This is a genomic window from Pseudoalteromonas sp. ATL1, assembly GCF_058933015.1.
Window position 1 is genome coordinate 3033893 of record NZ_JBZYXL010000001.1, and the last position, 17946, is coordinate 3051838.

Genomic DNA, 17946 nt, shown 5'->3' on the forward strand with positions numbered 1-17946 from the left:
GTTTAAAACTCCATGATGTTTTCGTTGTCGCAAGTGGTTTGTTCTTGCTCTGGCTGGGTTGTTTGCTCAAGTACTTGGTTCAAATGAGCAAGATGTTCAACAGACAAATCTTTAGCAATAAAGTCACTCGGCGTTGCAACAGCACCTTGCTCAGCCACATGTTTAGTGTGCTCAATCACCATTTCTAAATTCTGTTTAAAGCGGCGTACAAATTCAGCGCTTTGCGATGCATCTAAACGTGACTGCACTGAGAATACTAATTGCTGACCCTTCACAGCACCGTTAATGTTGAGTGCCAATGCCATTTCATTATTGCTACCAATGGTTTGCCCACTGTACTCATTAACGATTTGCCACTCATCGGCCTTGCTGGTCGTATTAAACTGACCAAGGTAGTTGAAACTGATCAAAGGTAGCTGCTGTTGTAGTAAGCCCGCCTGATAAAACGCCCCATAACCCACGCCTTTATTTGGAACACGGCGGAGCATTTCTTTGCTTTGAATAATCGTGGTTGCCAAGTCACCAAAGTCTGTCAGCTTGACTGGGTATAAGCTGGTAAACCAGCCCAAAGTGCGCGACACATCAATGGTTGGCGACAGTTCTTCACGGCCATGGCCTTCGAGCGTGATAAGGTGCTGTGAGCCAGATAAAACCTGCGACAAGGTGACGCTAAGTGCCGATAACAACAAGTCATTGATCTCGGTGTTATAGCCTGCATTAGATTGTCTTAAGCACATTTGCGTGTGCTCAGCAGACAGTGCCAGTTCATGTTCTGACACCGCATCTTCAACGGCAATCGCTGCTGCGCTGTTGTCCAAGGCATTTTGCCAATAAGCCAGTTCAGCGCTGTGACTATTTGGATAGTCACGCATCAGCTCAACCCATTGGCGATAACTGCTGGTTTTACTACCCAAGGTTTTGCCCGTTAAGCACGATTGCATGTCCTGAGATAAAATGCGCCACGATACACCATCAATAATGAGGTGATGGAAAATAAAGCATACTCTCGCCAAGCCATCTTCATAACCGTGCAAATGTACAAGCTTAAATAGCGGCCCTTGCGATAAGTCGAATGATTGCTGCCACACGTTCAACTGCTGACCTATTTGTGCATCATCAAGGCCACGCACATCGATGCTGGTAACTTGGCTCCACTGTTCAAGCTCGGCTTCTTCAAGTTCTAAATACGCTTGCACATATTGACCGTTGTCGACCACAAAGCGCGTTCTCATCATATCGTGATGTAACATCAACTCACGACACGCTGCGCGTACTTGCTCGGTGCTCACAGCGCTTGGTACCGTCATCATAAATGACTGATTCCAATGAGATGCCTCAGACAGCTGTAAGTCAAAGAACCAAGATTGCACAGGTAATAACGAGAATTCGCCGCTCAATACCCCTTGCTCGGTTTGTAGCTGCTCAGCCTGAGGTAATTGCGCGATGCGTTTTGCCAATTGTGCTACCGTTGGCGATTCGTATATTTCTTTAATTTTCAGGGTGTAACCTAGCTGACGCAATTGCGACGTGAGCTGAATACTAATAATTGAATCACCACCGATACGGAAAAAGTGATCTTCAATACCCACTTTTTCGATGCCCAATAACGCTTGCCAAATCTCACACAATTGCGTTTCTAACTCGTTCGTTGGCGCAACATAATCAGTGTCATCATTAAACACAGGTTCTGGCAGTGCTTTACGGTCAATTTTGTTGTTCACCGTCAGCGGTATGTTGTCAATCACCATAATGGTGCTTGGCACCATGTACTCTGGCAATTGGGCTGCAAGGTACTTGATGGCATCACTATTGTTAAGCTCAGCGCCTTGTTGTAAAACCACGTAAGCGATTAACTGAGTATTACCCTGACGTTTATGCGCTACCACCACCGCTTGTTTAACCGCCGAGTGTTCAATGAGCACATTTTCAATTTCGCCCAGCTCAATGCGGAAACCTCGGATCTTAACTTGTTCATCGTTACGACCAATATATTCCAACTGACCATCAGGCAACCAACGCACCAAGTCACCACTGCGGTATAAACGGTGCTCAGCAAGCGCTTCGATTTTGTCGGCAAATGGGTTATCAATAAAGCGCTCGGCGGTAAGTTCCTCACGATTCAGATAGCCCGCTGCAAGACCTGCCCCACCCACATACATTTCACCCACTACGCCCACAGGCACTAGGTTTTGGTTCGGGTCAAGTACATAGGCCGCCATATCTCTCAGTGGACGACCGATAATGGACTGATGACGGTTATTTTCTGGCGTTAACTCTTGGTAAGTAACGTGTACTGTGGTTTCTGTGATCCCGTACATGTTGATGAGTTTCGTTTGCGTATTGCCGTATGTTTGCCACCATGCATCTAAGCGTGCAAGATTGAGCTTATCACCCCCAAAAATCACATAACGTAAATCTGGTAACTCGGCATTCATCGCCACTGCCATGTCGACAAAGGAATAGAATGCACTTGGTGTTTGGTTTAACACCGTCACACCTTGCTTTTGACACAGCATAATAAACTCTCGTGGATCACGAGTGCAGGCTTTATCTGGCACCACCAAACAGCCACCGTTTAAAAACGCGCCCCAAATTTCCCATACACTGAAATCGAAAGTACAAGCGTGATACATCACCCATACGTCTGAGTCGTTAAACTGGTACTCACGCTCGCATGAATCAAACAAACGCACCACATTATGGTGTGACTGCATCACGCCTTTTGGTTGCCCAGTCGTACCTGAGGTATAGATAACATAAGCTAAATCATCGGCGCTTAAGGTCACATTATGCAACTGTTCTGGCGCTTGTTGCTGCGCGAGCGACTCATAGCTGAGTACCTGTGGCGGTGTTTCTAACTCGTCGGTGATGTGCGTTAGTTCTTCTACGAGATCGTCGCTACACAGTACGATCGGCGTTTTGGTATCCGACAGAATAAACTGAGTTCGCGATTTAGGATATTCCGGCGTCAGTGGCACATAAGTCGCCCCTAGCTTCAAAATAGCCAACATGCTTATCATCAACTCAAGGCTTGGATTAAAGTTCAAACCGATGAATACCGGATTGCTAGTCGACGCCTCAAGCACTTGCGGGTAATGCGCAATAATGGCATTCGCCAATGCCTTGGCTTTGCTATCAAGCTCTTGATAGGTCAGCGCTTGGTCTTGGTATTTCAAGGCAATGTTGTTTGGGTATTGTGCGACCTGCGAAGCAAAAATCTCGCTTAACGTGCCTCGTTTTTGCGGTATTTTTATCTCTGGCTGAATGCGCATCAGCAATTCATTAGCCTGCTGCTCGGTTAATAATGAGATTTGACTATGTGGCTGCTGTGGCGCTGCAATGATAGCGCTGACAATCATTTGCAGTTGCGACAGTAAGCGCTCAGCCTGCTCTGGTGCAATTTGCTGCTCGCAATAGTTCAGTGAAAACTCAATCTGCTCTGGCGTGGCAGTTACAATAACGGTGATCGGGTAATCACTTTTCTCACGCGTTTCACGATAACGCATGGCGCTTTCGATACGATCAGGGTTAGTGTCATCAGCCGTTGGAATTGGATAATTCTCAAACACAAACAAGGTATGGAACAGCGCGGCACCTTGGCTTTGAATGCGCGATAATTGCGCACCACTGTGGGTATTTACATCGGCAATCTCAAGCTGGATTTGCGTCATTATCTGGGCAATGCTGTGTTCTGGCTGCCAATTCACTGCCAGTGGTAAAGTATTGATAAATAAACCAACACCAGCGTGAATATCGCTCACGGGTATATCACGCCCCGAGACAGTAGTACCCACCAAGGTTTGCTGATCTTGGCAGTAACTTTGAATGAGTTTATGCCAAGCAAATTGCATTGCTGCGTTTAGCGTCACGCCCGCATCACGACACACTTTACTCAATTGCAAGAAGTCATCACCCGCGATTTCAAAACAGCGTCTCGCCGGTTGCGCCACAAGGTTTGTTTGCGATAAATCCTGCGACTGGCTCAGCAAATAGTTAATATCGTTAGCATGCTCAAACTGTTTGACTTTTTGTTGCCAAAAATCACTGGTTGCTTGCTTATTTTCAGACAAATAAGCCTGCGCCGCCAAGTAGCCAGTTTCAACTTCCAGTTGTGGTACATGGCCCTGATTGAGCGCGTTATAGAAGGTGTTTACAGTTTCCAGTAAATTGCCCACACTCCAACCGTCACCAATACTGTGATGCTCTGTTTTTAATACCGTGTAATGTGTATCGCTTTGTTTGAACACTGTAACGCGGAACAAACCGGGTTGTGCTAAATCAAAGGCTTTAAGTCGGTCGTGGGCAAGCCAACTGGCCAGTTGTTGATCACGCTCATCGGGAGTTAACTCGCTTAAATCAACCAAATTAAAGTGCTGGGCATTCAACTCAATGCCTTTACACACAACTTGAAGTAGCTGTTCTTGCCAGTTGAACGCCATTCTCAAAGCTGGATGCTTATTGGCCGCCAATTGCCATGCTTTTTTGTACAAATCAACATCTAACGTTGTGTGATAGTCCAGAAGCAATTGCACACGATAGGCATCGTCATCTGGCTGATTTAGCGCATGATAAATAAAGCCTTGCTGCAAACTATTGGCAGGATAAAGCGCTTCTACGTTGTAACGCTCGTTGAGATCTTTTAATAACGGGAAGCTTAACTGAACATGTGCATGGTCGCTCGGTGTCGTAACACCGCCCGCTTGCGCGGCGTTCACCGCTTGTGCAATGACTTGCTCCAGCGCGCGCTCAAAGGCGCTCATAAACTGCTGACCCAACTCTGCGGGCAGCTTTGACTCTACTTCAACACTTAGCTGCTCGTTTTTCACTAAGCTCAGAATATTTAGCACCGTATCGCTGTGATTTTGCGAGTCACTCAGCGCCCCTACTGACTCCCCGGTGATCTGCCAATCTTGCGCCTCTGTATTGGCTTTGAACTGACCTAAATAGTTAAAACACACCTTAGGCAAGTCGCTTGGCATTTTTGCAACGTCGAATTGATATAACGCACCAAAGCCAATTCCTTTGTCTGGGATGGCACGCATCATCTCTTTGGTCGCAACCAGTGTTTGCTCAATATTTTGCTCAGCAGTCAGTTTGACCGGATAAATACTGGTAAACCAACCCAAAGTTTGGCTCACGTCTAAATCAGCCGCGATGGATTCGCGACCGTGACCTTCAAGCAAAATAGTGTGAGACTGGCCACCCAATACGGTTTCCATTGCGATCGCCAAAGCACTTAACAGCAATTCTTGGGTTTGCGTTTGGTAGCCTGAGTTAGCGTGCTGTAACAAGGCTTCGGTTTGTGCTTTTTCAAGCATTAACGATAGTTGCTGAGATTGCTGAGCAACCGGATAGTTCGTTGTTGCACTCAACACGGTTTGCCAATAGGTCGTTTGTTGCTGATTGGCTGACGCATACTGATTTAAACCTTCAACCCACTGACGGTAGCTAGTTTGCTTATCAAGCAACTTCTGTCCCGCAATCAACTGTTGCAAATCCCCTAGCACAATTGACCAAGACACGGTATCGATGATCAAATGGTGGAAGATAAAGCACAGACGATCTTGGTTATCTGCATGGCCAACTAGTTTGATCACACGCCATGTAGGACCGTGATGAATATCAAGCGCACCTTGCTGCTCGCCGAGCACCGCCTCGAGTTCATCGTCGCTCATGCCTGCAATGTTACGCTCAGTTAACTCGAATAAGCCTGTGTCTGTATATTCGTTATCCAACTCTGAGGTAAATCGACAGCGCAACATGTCGTGCTGAATACTCAGTTTCATTAATGCATCGGCTAACGCATCAAGCGATAAGCCTGTTGGGCTGTATGCAATAAATGCCTGATTAAAATGATGCGGATTACCTAGCTGCTGTGCAAAAAACCATTTTTGTGTTGGATGCTGCGCAAACTGGCCTGATAGCAAGCCCTGCTCAGTTTGCACGCTCACCACGGTATGACCACCTTGTTGCTCTATCAATGATGCCAGTTGTGCCACCGTTGGCGCGGTAAAAATATCTCTGACCTGTAGCTGGAAACCTGCTCGACGTAGCGCCGAGATCAGGCTGATACTGACGATAGAGTCACCACCAATTTGGAAGAAGTTATCTTTAACACCAATGCGCTCCATGCCAAGTACTTGCTGCCATACATCACACAACTGCGCTTCAAGTTCGGTACTTGGCGGGCAATATGCTTCGTTCGCTGAAAAGTCAGGCTCTGGCAGTGCACCACGGTCTAACTTACCATTGAGAGTCAAAGGTAGCGCATCAATCACCATAAGTGCCGCTGGCACCATGTACTCAGGTAGTTTAGCTGCAACAAACTGACGTAACGCGTCAACATTCAACGCACTTTGCCTTTCTGGTACCAAATATGCGACGAGGATCTTTTGCCCATTGTGGGTTTTATCAATCACTGCAACATGTTTGATGTCATCACGTTGTAGTAAACAATGCTCAATTTCTCCCATCTCGATACGAAAACCTCGGATCTTAACTTGGAAATCTTTGCGGCCTTTAAATTCGATATAGCCTTTTTCATTCCACGCACCGTTGTCACCGGTACGGTACAAACGGCCAAGCGTCGGATGTTCAAAATACTGTAGCGCGGTGCGTTCTGGGTCATTGAAATAGCCCTGTGCGACGCCGATACCACCGATGTGGATCTCACCCATGATCCCGGGCGAACAATGGTTACCAAACTTATCCAGCACCCACATCGCTTGGTTAGGCATCGCTATACCGTAAGGAATGCTTTGCCAGCTTGGGTCAACGGCTTTAACCGGGTACCAAATTGACCAAATACTACCTTCTGTTGCGCCACCTAAACTCATAACATCCGCTTGCGGATTAATCGCTAAGAGTTGCTCTGGCAATCTCAGTGGGATCCAGTCACCACTCATCATGTAAACACGAATACTGGTTGCCGAGTAAGACTGCTGCCCTTGCTCATCCGCGAGCAATTGCGCAAGCTGCGGCACCGAGTCCCAAATAGTCACTTGATGTTCATCCACCATTTGCAGCCAATGATGGGTATCTTGCACTTTGTCTTGATCTGGCATCACCATCGCGGCCCCCACCGCCAGCGCACCAAAAATATCGTAAACCGATAAATCAAAGCTCAAGTCTGAAATAGCAAAAACGCGGTCTTTGTCTGTGACGTTAAAGCGCTCATTGACGGCAAAAATGGTGTTCATGGCACTTTCGTGTGTGATCACCACCCCTTTAGGCTGACCCGTACTGCCTGAGGTGAAGATAACATAAGCAATTTCTTGTGGCGTTGCAGGAACAAGTTGCGCTTGCCATTGTTCGGTTGCAAGTGCGCTTTGCTGAGCCGCCTCTTCCACATGAATGAGGTTAAAGTCAGTTAGCCAAGGCTCGTCTTTTAAGCGTGCAAATAACGTCTCACTCACCAGAAGATGCTTAACTCCACCAGCCATTAAGACTTGGTGAATACGAGAGTTTGGCCATGCCACGTTAATAGGTAAATAGGCACATGCAACCGTATTAATCGCCAGTAATGAGGCCACTTGATACGCGCCTTTTTCACAAATGACTGCCACTAACGAGCCTCTGGCTACAGATTGCGCTGACAACGCATGAGCAATACCAAAGCGGTAATCGTTTAGGACGCGATAAGTAGTTTGCTCAGTGGATGAAATAACCGCGACATGCTCAGGGCGTGCGACAACTTGTTGATTAAAGCCGTCAATTAAATTATAAGCGGGATATTGGCGCGTATCGCCATTCCACTGTTGCTCAATCTGTGTTTTTTGCTCTGTAGTAAGCGTGCTAATCTGACCGCACACTTGCGTATTATCTTGCGCTAAATGCGCTATGAAACCTGTTTGTACGTCGCCAATTTGCGCTAAGTTGTGTGCACTAAATTGGTCCGCTTCAGCCACAACTTTGCGCCACAAGTTTGCACCCGCTTCAAATAGGGTAAAGTCTAAATCAAATTGAGCGGCAACCGGTGTCAAAGGCACACCTTCTATGACCATATCTTGTTCATCGCCAATCACGATTTGATGGTCAGGTAGCCCGGCAAGCACCAACATCAATTCAGGGATAATATGTGCCGTCTTTAACTGTGCTAAGTAGTTACATACCACATTGATATTTTTACTACTTAAAGTGGAAGACGATTTTGTCAGTAACAATGACGTTAATTGCTCATTCACCGCATTAAGTAGCTCTAGTACAGTTTTGTCGTGAATGTTTTCAATGGTAAGCGCTTCAAGATCAACAAAATGACCAAGCAAGTAGCGGTTTTTACGGGTTCTACGGGCGATAGGCACACCGATGGTAATATCTGCATCGTTGGTTAAACGGCTTACCGTGAGCAAGGTGCTCGCTAAAATCACGCAATATGGGCTAATACCATGCTCTGCTGCAACCTGTTTGATTGGCGCAATGCTATCTGTGGTGTTATCCAGCAGCACTGACACTTTGCCAGCAAGTTCAGGGTTATTCGATTTTCTATTAATAAAATCAACTGGGTAAGCGTTGCTGTCTACTAGAGCGAGTTCTTTGCTGGTGTAATATTCAATATCAGGTTCGAGTGTTTCGTCTTCGTTTTTGAGTACCAATAGTCTGAGCAAATCGTTTACTAAAATTTGCAATGACCACTGATCACATACGATGTGGTGACCTTTCACGAGTACCAACACTTCATCGTTGTGCAGCGCTTTGTAATAAAACTCAAAAGTATTACGGCTTATGTCAATCACTTGGCTGTTGTACGCGTCACATAACTGCGCGTCACTGATGTTTTCCCCAACCATGGGTTGCCAACACACATCACTTGATGCTTGGGCATTTATAGCAAGCTGTGGCTCTACACCACTGTTGTCTATTCTGCTATCAATGACCGGGTGGCGCGCTATCAGCTTTGCCAAAATGGGCTCTAGTTGAGCAGCTCCCTCAGTTAAGGTGAGTTTTAACGCACAAGAGACGTTAAATACTGGATTGTTCGGCGCAATTTCCTGACCTTGCCAAACTTGAATTTGTCGCTGAGAAAGTGATTGATAGTTGTCGTTACGCATGGGGTGCATACTTCCTTTATTTTTATAAAACTGCATAAAACTCTGATCGGTACAGATCAGATAACACTGTTTGTGACTGTTCGATAAACTAACGAATTAAACTAGATACATGTGTAACCACCATCTACAAACACTGAGCTTCCGGTCGTCCACTCACTTTCTAATAAATTAATAATTTCTTTTGATACGTGCTCTGGTGAGCCAAAACCAAGTGGATGCATGCTGGCAAGTTTTTCGAAGTGACCTGGGGGAGCCATATCTTGATAGCCGCTGTTTAATTTGGTTTCGATCATGCCGGCCGCCACGCAGTTAACCAGCACTTTGTCTCTAGCAAGTTCAAGCGCGGCACAGCGGCACAAGCTTGCCAAAGCACCTTTACTGGCGGCATACCCTGAAATCGCTTGTTCTCCCACGGCCTGACTGACCGAAGAGAGCAATACCAGTGACGTCACCGTATCGCTCAAGCGCACACTTCGACGAGTGAACGCTTTGATCATGGCTAATGCACCACCGCAGTTAACGCGATAAATTTGTTCAAAGTCGGCATAGCAGGATTGACGAAGTGTCGTCATGGCATGTACACCGGCACAAAACACGCCCCCTTTAAATGGTCCAAATTGCTTTGCATTATCGATAATAATGGGAGTTAAATCGTCGGGTTGTTCTAAGTCAACAACCGCAATTTTGTGCTCACCGGATAATGAATAAGCCAAAGAGGCAAGCTTGTCTGCATTGCGCCCCAAAAGCAGCAATTCATAGCCCTTGTTAGCCAAATCTTTACATGTTTGTGTGCCAAGATCTGAGGTTGCACCGAGCACCAACACTCGCAGCGCTTTGTTGTTTTTTTGTATCGTTTCCATAGGGCATTTCTTCTATTTTTTGCTACCTGTACCAAACTTCACAATGAAATACGATGTGTGTTCATATGGCGTTAAACGGTAATTTCAGTGTTTGGAGATAAGGTCAAACATTGCGCTGTCATCATCTTGTTGTGTTTACTAAAGTCGGCAATAAACGCTATCAACTGCTGCTCCAAAAACACGGTAGGACGCATACCAAACACTGAGCGCTTTAGATCTCTGCGCATTGTTTTGCGCATTTTTTCATCCTTAGCCAGATAGGGAATAGTCACCGCATTGATGAATACCTTGTCGCTTGTTAGCTCTTTGGCGAGTGTTTTCATAAACGAATTCAAAGCGTGGTTTGCAACCGTGTTTACCGCGTGACCCAGATAATGTGAACTGTCGGAATGCAGAGGAAAAACCACATTGCATCCAACATCTCTCATAAAGCCAGCGAGCGATTGGTAAATTAAAAACACACTATCGAGGTAAGCCATGGTGTTTTCAATACATTGCGCGCCTTCAAACAAAGCGTGTTCGTTTGCCTCAAGCACGCCTTGCACTAACAGCAAAGGCGTACTTTCAACATCAATATTTAAAGCCTCTAGTGCTTGCGCGAATGTTGGGTTTTGCGTTTGTGCCATCTCTTGCAACTGCGCTAAATCAAACATAGGCAAAGCCGCATTGTGTTGCTTTAGCTGCTCACTTGGTTCAACGAGCACGACTGAATTACCCGCCTCAAGATAGAAATTGATCAATGCTTGATCGAAATCGCTGCTCGCTTGGAGCACGATAAGTGTTTGTGTATGGCTCATATTAAAAACCCTCCATCTAAGTGAATAACTTCACCATTTTGGTAGCTGGGTTCCTCAGCGGTTAAGTGCAATACAGCGCAGGCAATTTCACTGCACTGCGCCATACGTTTTACACTGGTACACTCAAGAATGGGGGCAATGATTGACTGCTCAGCGTTATCCACCATTTGTGTTTCAACCAAGCCGGGCGCAATGGCATTACAGATAATATTGTATTGGCCGTATTCTCTGGCAATACTGCGTGTAAGCCCAATAATCGCGCCTTTTGAAGTTGCATAATTAAGCTGCCCCTCACGGCCCGTCACACCACTTTTGGACACCATGTTGACAATGCGTCCAAACTGCTGCGTCTTAAAAGTAGGTAACACTTGTTGGCAAAAATTGAACGTACCTTTTAAGTTGGTACGTAACACTTTTCGCCAATCTTCAAGTGCCAACAACTGTACGAGACCATCGTGGTTAATGCCGGCATTATTTACGAGTACGTCAATGCGTTGATGTTGGTGTTGGATACTCTCGATGCTATCGGTGACAAAACCTTCATCACTCACAGAGCCTTGCAGCCAAGTGAAATTTTCATGTACAGATAACAGCTCAGTGACCGGCGAACGCGCAACGCCATACACCTTTGCGCCTTGCAGCAAATATTGCAGGCAAATTTCTTCGCCTATGCCTTTGGAGCACCCCGTTACAATCACCACTTTGTTTTTAAACATGAGCGGCTCCTACACTTTGCAAGTACCTGATTGCTATCACAGCCGACGCAACTTGTTCGTTATTAACAAACGCCGTCACTTTAAATTTCACCAGCTCACCCAAAGACACATCCACGTTTGAGCGAATTTCTAAAATTTGCCCCGGTAAAACAGGCGTGAGAAACTTCACTTTATCGATGCCCGCTATCACCCCTTTGGTTTTTCCTGTGATACACAAACCACTGGCTTGTGCCATTGCTTCTAGTATCAACACCCCCGGAAAAATTGGCTCATCGGGAAAGTGACCTTCCAATCCGGGTTCGTTGTAGCCAATAAACTTTTGCGCGACGATGTACTCGTTTTCCTGAACCTCTACGATGTTGTCAACAAACTTAAATGGCGGCTTATGCGGTAAATTATTGGGTGAAATCATTTTTCATCTCCCCAATCAAATAGGAAGTAAATCAGCACCAATAATGCCAGTGCAAAACCAATTAGGGTGTTAAGCTGCATGCTCACCTCAGCAAGCGAAGCGCCTTGGTTTGCAGTTAAACGAAATGCATCTAAAAACGCTGTTGACGGTAGAAATTGCACAACACTTTGGATGGCTTGAGGGAAGTTAGAGGTATCAAAGTAAATGCCAGATAAGAACATCAGCGGAAAATACAACAAGTTTGAAATGCCGGTAGCCACTTCCACTTTTTGGCTGCGGGCACCAACCAAAACACCCAATAAGCACAGTACAATAGAACCCAATAACAACACGGTTAAAATGTTCAGCCAGTTACCAAGTGGCTGATAACCAAATAGAAAATAAAAGGTAATAAATAGCGCAACTAACTGGAACACCAGCAGAAATACTCGAGCAAAAACAATACCAATCACATAATCTAAGCGATTAAACGGCGATAGCTTCAGTCGTTTAAAAAAGCCTTGCTGGCGGTCAGACACAAGTCCATTTGAAATGGACGTAATACCAATACCAATGATCTGTAGCACGATAATGCCGGGGATCAACCAATCGATATACCTGAAGCCTTCCAGCGATACCACGCCATCAATGTACGAGTCATGATCGTCTTTATTTTTAAGTGCCGTCACATAACTAAATGCAATGGCTTGCTCATGGCTATTGCGGGTTGAAAACAGCCCTTCTGGGGTTAAGATCAACACGTTGCTGTGGCTTGATAAAATTGATTTTAAAGCACTGCCCGGTGCCAACTCAGAGTCTGGCTGTTGCGTATGTTCCGTCAGCTTTTCAATCAACTGTGGATCTTCAATCGTTAGCAAGTTGATTTTTTTATCTTTCTCGATTGATTGATACCATTGCTCATCAATTTGCGCAGCATCAACAACGGCTAAGTTAATCGACTCTAGTGGTTTTTCGCCAGAGAATGCCTGCACCAACAACAATGCCATAAAGACCGGAAATCCAAAGGTCCAAAACAACGTTGCTGGCTCGCGAAAAAATGGCCTGATGTTAAGTAACATAAGTTGCCAAAATGGTTTTCTGGTAAGTATGTTAGGCATGTGCTTGTTCCTGTTTGATAATATCTTGACCCGTCAGCTTCAAAAACACATCGTTTAGCGTTGCTTTGCGCGGCTCGCGTATAACTGGATCCGAAAAGGTACGGTGAATGATGGCGTCCGGTGTACCAGACTCAATGATCTGCCCTTTTTCAATGATCAATAACTCATCACATAAATAGTCCGCTTCATCCATGTAATGGGTGGTTAAAATAACGGTCATGCCTTCATTTTTGAGTGTTTTAATGATTTCCCAAAAGCTTTGACGACTGGTTGGATCGAGACCCGTTGTTGGCTCATCTAAAAAGATAAGTTCCGGCTTACCGACAATCGTCATGGCAAGAAAAACCCGCTGTCTTTGACCACCACTTAAGTTATCCAACCAAGCATTGGCGTGATCACTTAAGCCAAATCGCCCGATTAACTCATCAACATCCATCGGATCTTTATAAAAGCTGGCAAACAGTCGTACCGCTTCTTTGATGGTTGTTCGGCCATACAAGCTATTTGCTTGCATCAAGCCACCAATTTTCTTTCTGATCTGCTTTTCGTTGCTTTTCCACTCCAAACCAAATAGTGAGACCTTGCCTGATGTAGGCTTTTTAAGGCCTTGGAGAATTTCCAAGGTCGTTGATTTGCCTGCGCCATTTGGTCCTAACAGTCCAAAACACTGCCCTTTTTTCACTTGAAAAGATAAACCTTTCAATACGTTGACTGCATTTTTGTCATATGACTTTTTCAGATCTACAACATCAATGATCACTGACATGGGTATTCCCTTTTATCTTAGATACAACACATACTGATGCGCTTTGTTGAACATTCACGCTCATGACTAACACTGTTTGAGGATCTTTTACTGATAGGTCGATTTGTTTGCCCATAACAGGCTTATTTGAGACCAGCGCAGTTGCCACACCGACTGCATCCAAACTTTGACAACCCAGCCCTGATTGCTTGATTTGCCTAAAGTTAAGCACTTCGACATTGGCAAATTGACGCTTTAACGATTCGGCATATTGGTCAAACAAGCTGGTATCTACCATGGCAAGTACAACCACATCGGGTACCAGCGAGTAGTCAATCAGTGCATGACATTGCCACTGTTGTTGGCCTTCATCGTAAACCCAGCGACCCGCATTAAAGTGGCTCAGCTGCGCCAACGCGCGAGCACTGCGAGGATCGCCTTCATTCACCACTAACATGGCATTTGCGTTGGATTCTAAACGTTCGTCTGCAACGTTAAATTGTTGCCATAGTTGATCGGATGTCTCGCTTTTATCTTCCGAACTGCTGACAAGGGCGCAAGAAATTTTGTTTTCACCTAAATCCGTATATGCGTGCCATAGGCCATGCATGCCTTCATTGCCTAAGTCACTGAAGTTTGCTGAACAGCCATTTAAATCAAATGCAACTGCCAAATTGCCCAAGGGCGCATTTAACACAGTATCTGGGAATAACGTGCTTTTTACTCCGCTTGGGCCACGCTCAACTAAGTCGCTCAAGTTGCGTTGTTGCACCTGAGACGCGCCCGTGCTGGTACCAAAATACGCACCAATCGGGTTTTTTTGTTCATCGGTGTAATCAACATCGGCGGCGCAAAATGCAAGATGTGAAGCGCCAATTGCATATTGTCCTATCGTACTCATGCGTCTTCTAAACAGGCTTGGTTGAAATGCATTCAGTGAAAACGCATCTTCGTACGTTAACTGTGCGTCTTGTGCGGCGCTTGAATACCCTGCCTTATCAGCGATGTTCGCAAAGCTCAACACGTACACTTTTTGCTTCGCCTCGATTGCAATGTCTTTCACGTCCTTGCGCGCAAGTAACGTGGTGTTATGACCACCAAATGCCGAGTTTGTGGCAGCAAAGCAACCTACCGGATGCTTTTTCAAGCCATTAACGACAATGTCATAGCCCAAGCAATCTTCACGAATACCTTCGCCATTGAGTGTTGATGGAATTTCATCATGCTCAATGGCAACCAGTGCCGAGATAAACTCAATCGCCCCCGCGGCCCCTAGCGTATGACCAAAATACGATTTTGAACTTGAAACGGGCAATGATGCTTTGTCGCGCCCTGCAAGGGATGCAAAAATACCGCACAGTTCAGCGGAGTCGTTCGCAGGTGTACCTGTGCCATGAGTATTGATGTAGTCCAACTGTGTAGGCAATACATCACTATGGGCAAGCGCCGTGGTGAACGAGCGTGTTACCCCAGCACCATTCGGTTCTGGTGCGGTTGCATGATGGGCATCTAAACTTGATGCCGTGCCTGCCAATTGCATCACAATTGACGCACCTCGCTCAGTTGCATGGGCGTGGTTTTCAAGCACAAGGAAGCCTGCACCTTCACCTAAACTTAAACCCATTTTCACATCGTACGGTGAACACACGCCTTCAGCGACGGACTGTAACGAGTGAAATCCAGCATAAATTGTTTTTGCTAGGGCGTCTGTACCACCTGCGATCACAAGATCGACCGTGCCTTCATCTAGCAACTGCTTTGCAAAACCAATTGCACTGCTGCTTGATGTACACGCTGTGGTAAACGTCAAAACAGGGCCGACAATGCCAAAATGTTTGGCAATGTTGTCACTTTGTTGGTGCGCTGGATATTGTTGAAGCGCTTCTAGATGACCGTCGATCACGCCTCGTTCTAGCTTTTCCATGCCGGTATTGGCATTACCAACACACAAAGCAACGCGCTTATTCGCCAAAGACTGTTTTGAAACATTCGCCGCTTTGAGCGCTTCTTCTATCGCTTCAATGGCAAATAAAGTTGAAAAATCGGGTAAGTTGTCGCGCTCTGCTGCACACTTTTCCCGAATAGATCTGACGATCCCAGCCTTATCACTTGGCAATCCAGTTACATCAAAGCAATCTAATGATTGAATTCCTGATTGTTGTGATTGCATTGATTGGTACAAGGCTTGTGCATTATCTCCACACGAAGAAATCACTCCGTATCCGGTTATCACAACCTGTGAGTTAAACTCGGGCATTTTTTACCTTCTCCTGTAAACCTTGCAGTGTGACCTTCCCCATCGCGTTGGTTGGTAGCGCTTCTAAAAACTCAATGGTTGGGATGGGTAAGTCTTGAAATAAATTTTTAATATCTTGGGTTACCGCAAAGCTGTCTTGTGCTTTTGCAACAAACGCGACTAGCTCGCCGCCACGCTTATTGTTTTCTTCTTCTATGAAGTAAACACGCAGCGCACAACCCGGGAATAATTGATTTAGTTTGTCTTCTACCGCTTTGAGCGAGTAACGTTTGCCCTTGAATTTAAAAATATTGTCTTTACGACCTAAGTGTTTAATTTGCTTGTCCGATAAAATTTCTATGTGGTCATCTAAGCTAACGGTATCGGTGCCATAGGGTAAAAACGCGGATTGGATAGCAAAGCCTTCACCAATTTGCTGAAGAGCAACTGTGGGCAACAAGTGATAGACATTACTTTGTGCATCGCCAATAAAGCGATAACCCATAGCGCCTGTCTCAGTACTACCCAGTACGTCAATACCCAGCAAAGATAACGAACCTTGTTGTACTAAACGTGCAAATTCTTCGTCTCTTTGTTCGCCGAATTTGCCACCAGAACTCACAACATAAGCATATTGACGGGATAACGCGCTCGAAAGACTTTGCCATATGGTCGGCACGATCACCGCCATCACCCGAGCATGGTTGCTAGGTATGGTACGAAGCTGCGTGTTTGACTGATACATCACCGCACAACTGAGTTTAAGTGGCAGTAAAAAGCACCAAATAAATCCATACATGTGCACAGGTGATACATATGCATCAATTAAATCGAGTGAGCCTAGTTCAAGTAATTGGGCAATTTCAGTTACTTCACGCAACATGCTCGATACTGATTTATGGATCACCACGGGCTTGCCTGTACTGCCCGATGTTTCAAACGCTATGATGCTATCGCTTGCAAGACGTTCCAATTGAGCTAACAAACTATCAGCCGTTGCACCTTGCTCATCCACGCTTTGCATAGCCATCAAAACATCGAAACTAATCGCGTTCTCGCCGCTAGGCTGCGCACTGATCAAAGGGGTGTATCCAGACAATAACAAGGCCGATGCAAGGATCATCATTTTCACCGGCTCACTGTCTAACACTCTGACCGGTAAGTGACGATCCAAGTCTGCGTCAACTAAACGTTGTTTCAGCTGTGCAATGGTTTGTTCAAACTGCTGCAAACTATAAATGTCGTTGTTCGGTGAATAGAAAAAACCATTGTCATTAATAGGCAGCGTATTATTTTGACTTTGCGTAATACGCTGAACTATCTGATCGACCGTATGCTTACCGGTATACTCAGCATTATTGAAAGTAACGTGGAATAGCCTTTGGCAATCCGAATAAACTTGCAATAAATCAACTGAATCAAGAAATAAAGGACTACCCATTAAGTCATCTTGGTTTTGTAACCCTTCGATTTCAGAAGGTTCTAGTTCAACAGACAGTAATATTTGCTTACGAACCCGAGCGGTTAAATCTTCAAACTCATTCATAGATTTACCGATTCCTTCAAATCTATTTCTGCGACACGCTTTTTGAATGATGCTTTGGGTGGCAAAACATCAACCTCACCACTACAGATCAACACTTGATGCTGATTCAAGATAGTGATGGCTAAGCGAACTTGTCGATTTTCTAGTTTTTGCGCCACCTTTACGTGGGCATAAACAGTATCTCCGATATACAGGGGTTCATGATTCTCAATGCTCAACTTGGTGACGATTGAGCCAACCCCAGGAAGCTTCATGCCGATGACTTGCGCTATCATGGCTGGCGCTATCCCTGCGTGGGCTATCCGGTCTTTCATCCCCATTTTCTGAGCAAAAATACGATCCACGTGTAACGGGTTAAAATCACCCGTTATTCCCGCGAAGTTGTAAACATCAGATTCGGAGATTGTTTTGCTATGCACAGCACAATCTCCTTCGCTGATCTCTCTAAATGTTTTACCAGCCGTGTAGAGCGTCATATTGCAATCTACTT

At 45.5% G+C, this 17946-nt stretch carries 10 protein-coding genes; all 10 read right to left on the minus strand.

From position 1 onward, the window contains the following. Positions 1-2: 2 nt before the first annotated feature. On the minus strand, positions 3-9047 hold the full coding sequence (locus AC5FX4_RS13215; RefSeq protein WP_493606835.1) for an amino acid adenylation domain-containing protein: 9045 nt from the start codon (positions 9045-9047) through the stop codon (positions 3-5). A 101-nt stretch (positions 9048-9148) separates the two neighbouring features. Continuing rightward, a complete protein-coding gene (locus AC5FX4_RS13220; RefSeq protein ID WP_493606836.1) occupies positions 9149-9907 on the minus strand; it encodes an SDR family NAD(P)-dependent oxidoreductase in 759 nt (252 codons plus the stop codon). A gap of 71 nt (positions 9908-9978) precedes the next feature. Beyond that, complete coding sequence (locus tag AC5FX4_RS13225) at positions 9979-10704, minus strand: Rossmann-fold NAD(P)-binding domain-containing protein (protein WP_493606837.1); 726 nt, start codon at positions 10702-10704, stop codon at positions 9979-9981. After that, on the minus strand, positions 10701-11420 hold the full coding sequence (locus tag AC5FX4_RS13230) for an SDR family NAD(P)-dependent oxidoreductase (protein WP_493606838.1): 720 nt from the start codon (positions 11418-11420) through the stop codon (positions 10701-10703). The genes AC5FX4_RS13225 and AC5FX4_RS13230 overlap by 4 nt, the downstream gene beginning before the upstream one ends. Further along, positions 11413-11832 (minus strand): 3-hydroxyacyl-ACP dehydratase FabZ, encoded by a 420-nt coding sequence (gene fabZ / locus AC5FX4_RS13235; RefSeq protein ID WP_493606839.1) that lies wholly within the window; start codon positions 11830-11832, stop codon positions 11413-11415. The genes AC5FX4_RS13230 and fabZ overlap by 8 nt, the downstream gene beginning before the upstream one ends. After that, entirely contained in the window at positions 11829-12929 is a 1101-nt protein-coding gene (locus AC5FX4_RS13240; RefSeq protein WP_493606840.1) for an ABC transporter permease, read from the minus strand. The genes fabZ and AC5FX4_RS13240 overlap by 4 nt, the downstream gene beginning before the upstream one ends. Next, positions 12922-13695 carry an ABC transporter ATP-binding protein gene (locus AC5FX4_RS13245; RefSeq protein ID WP_493606841.1) on the minus strand — a complete coding sequence of 258 codons (774 nt, stop codon included), beginning with the start codon at positions 13693-13695 and terminating at the stop codon, positions 12922-12924. Before AC5FX4_RS13245 ends, AC5FX4_RS13240 begins: the two co-directional genes overlap by 8 nt. Beyond that, positions 13679-15931 (minus strand): beta-ketoacyl-[acyl-carrier-protein] synthase family protein, encoded by a 2253-nt coding sequence (locus tag AC5FX4_RS13250; RefSeq protein WP_493606842.1) that lies wholly within the window; start codon positions 15929-15931, stop codon positions 13679-13681. Before AC5FX4_RS13250 ends, AC5FX4_RS13245 begins: the two co-directional genes overlap by 17 nt. Then, complete coding sequence (locus tag AC5FX4_RS13255; RefSeq protein ID WP_493606843.1) at positions 15918-17456, minus strand: AMP-binding protein; 1539 nt, start codon at positions 17454-17456, stop codon at positions 15918-15920. The genes AC5FX4_RS13250 and AC5FX4_RS13255 overlap by 14 nt, the downstream gene beginning before the upstream one ends. Next, positions 17453-17932 carry a MaoC family dehydratase gene (locus AC5FX4_RS13260; protein ID WP_493606844.1) on the minus strand — a complete coding sequence of 160 codons (480 nt, stop codon included), beginning with the start codon at positions 17930-17932 and terminating at the stop codon, positions 17453-17455. Before AC5FX4_RS13260 ends, AC5FX4_RS13255 begins: the two co-directional genes overlap by 4 nt. Between the last annotated feature and the right edge of the window lie 14 nt (positions 17933-17946).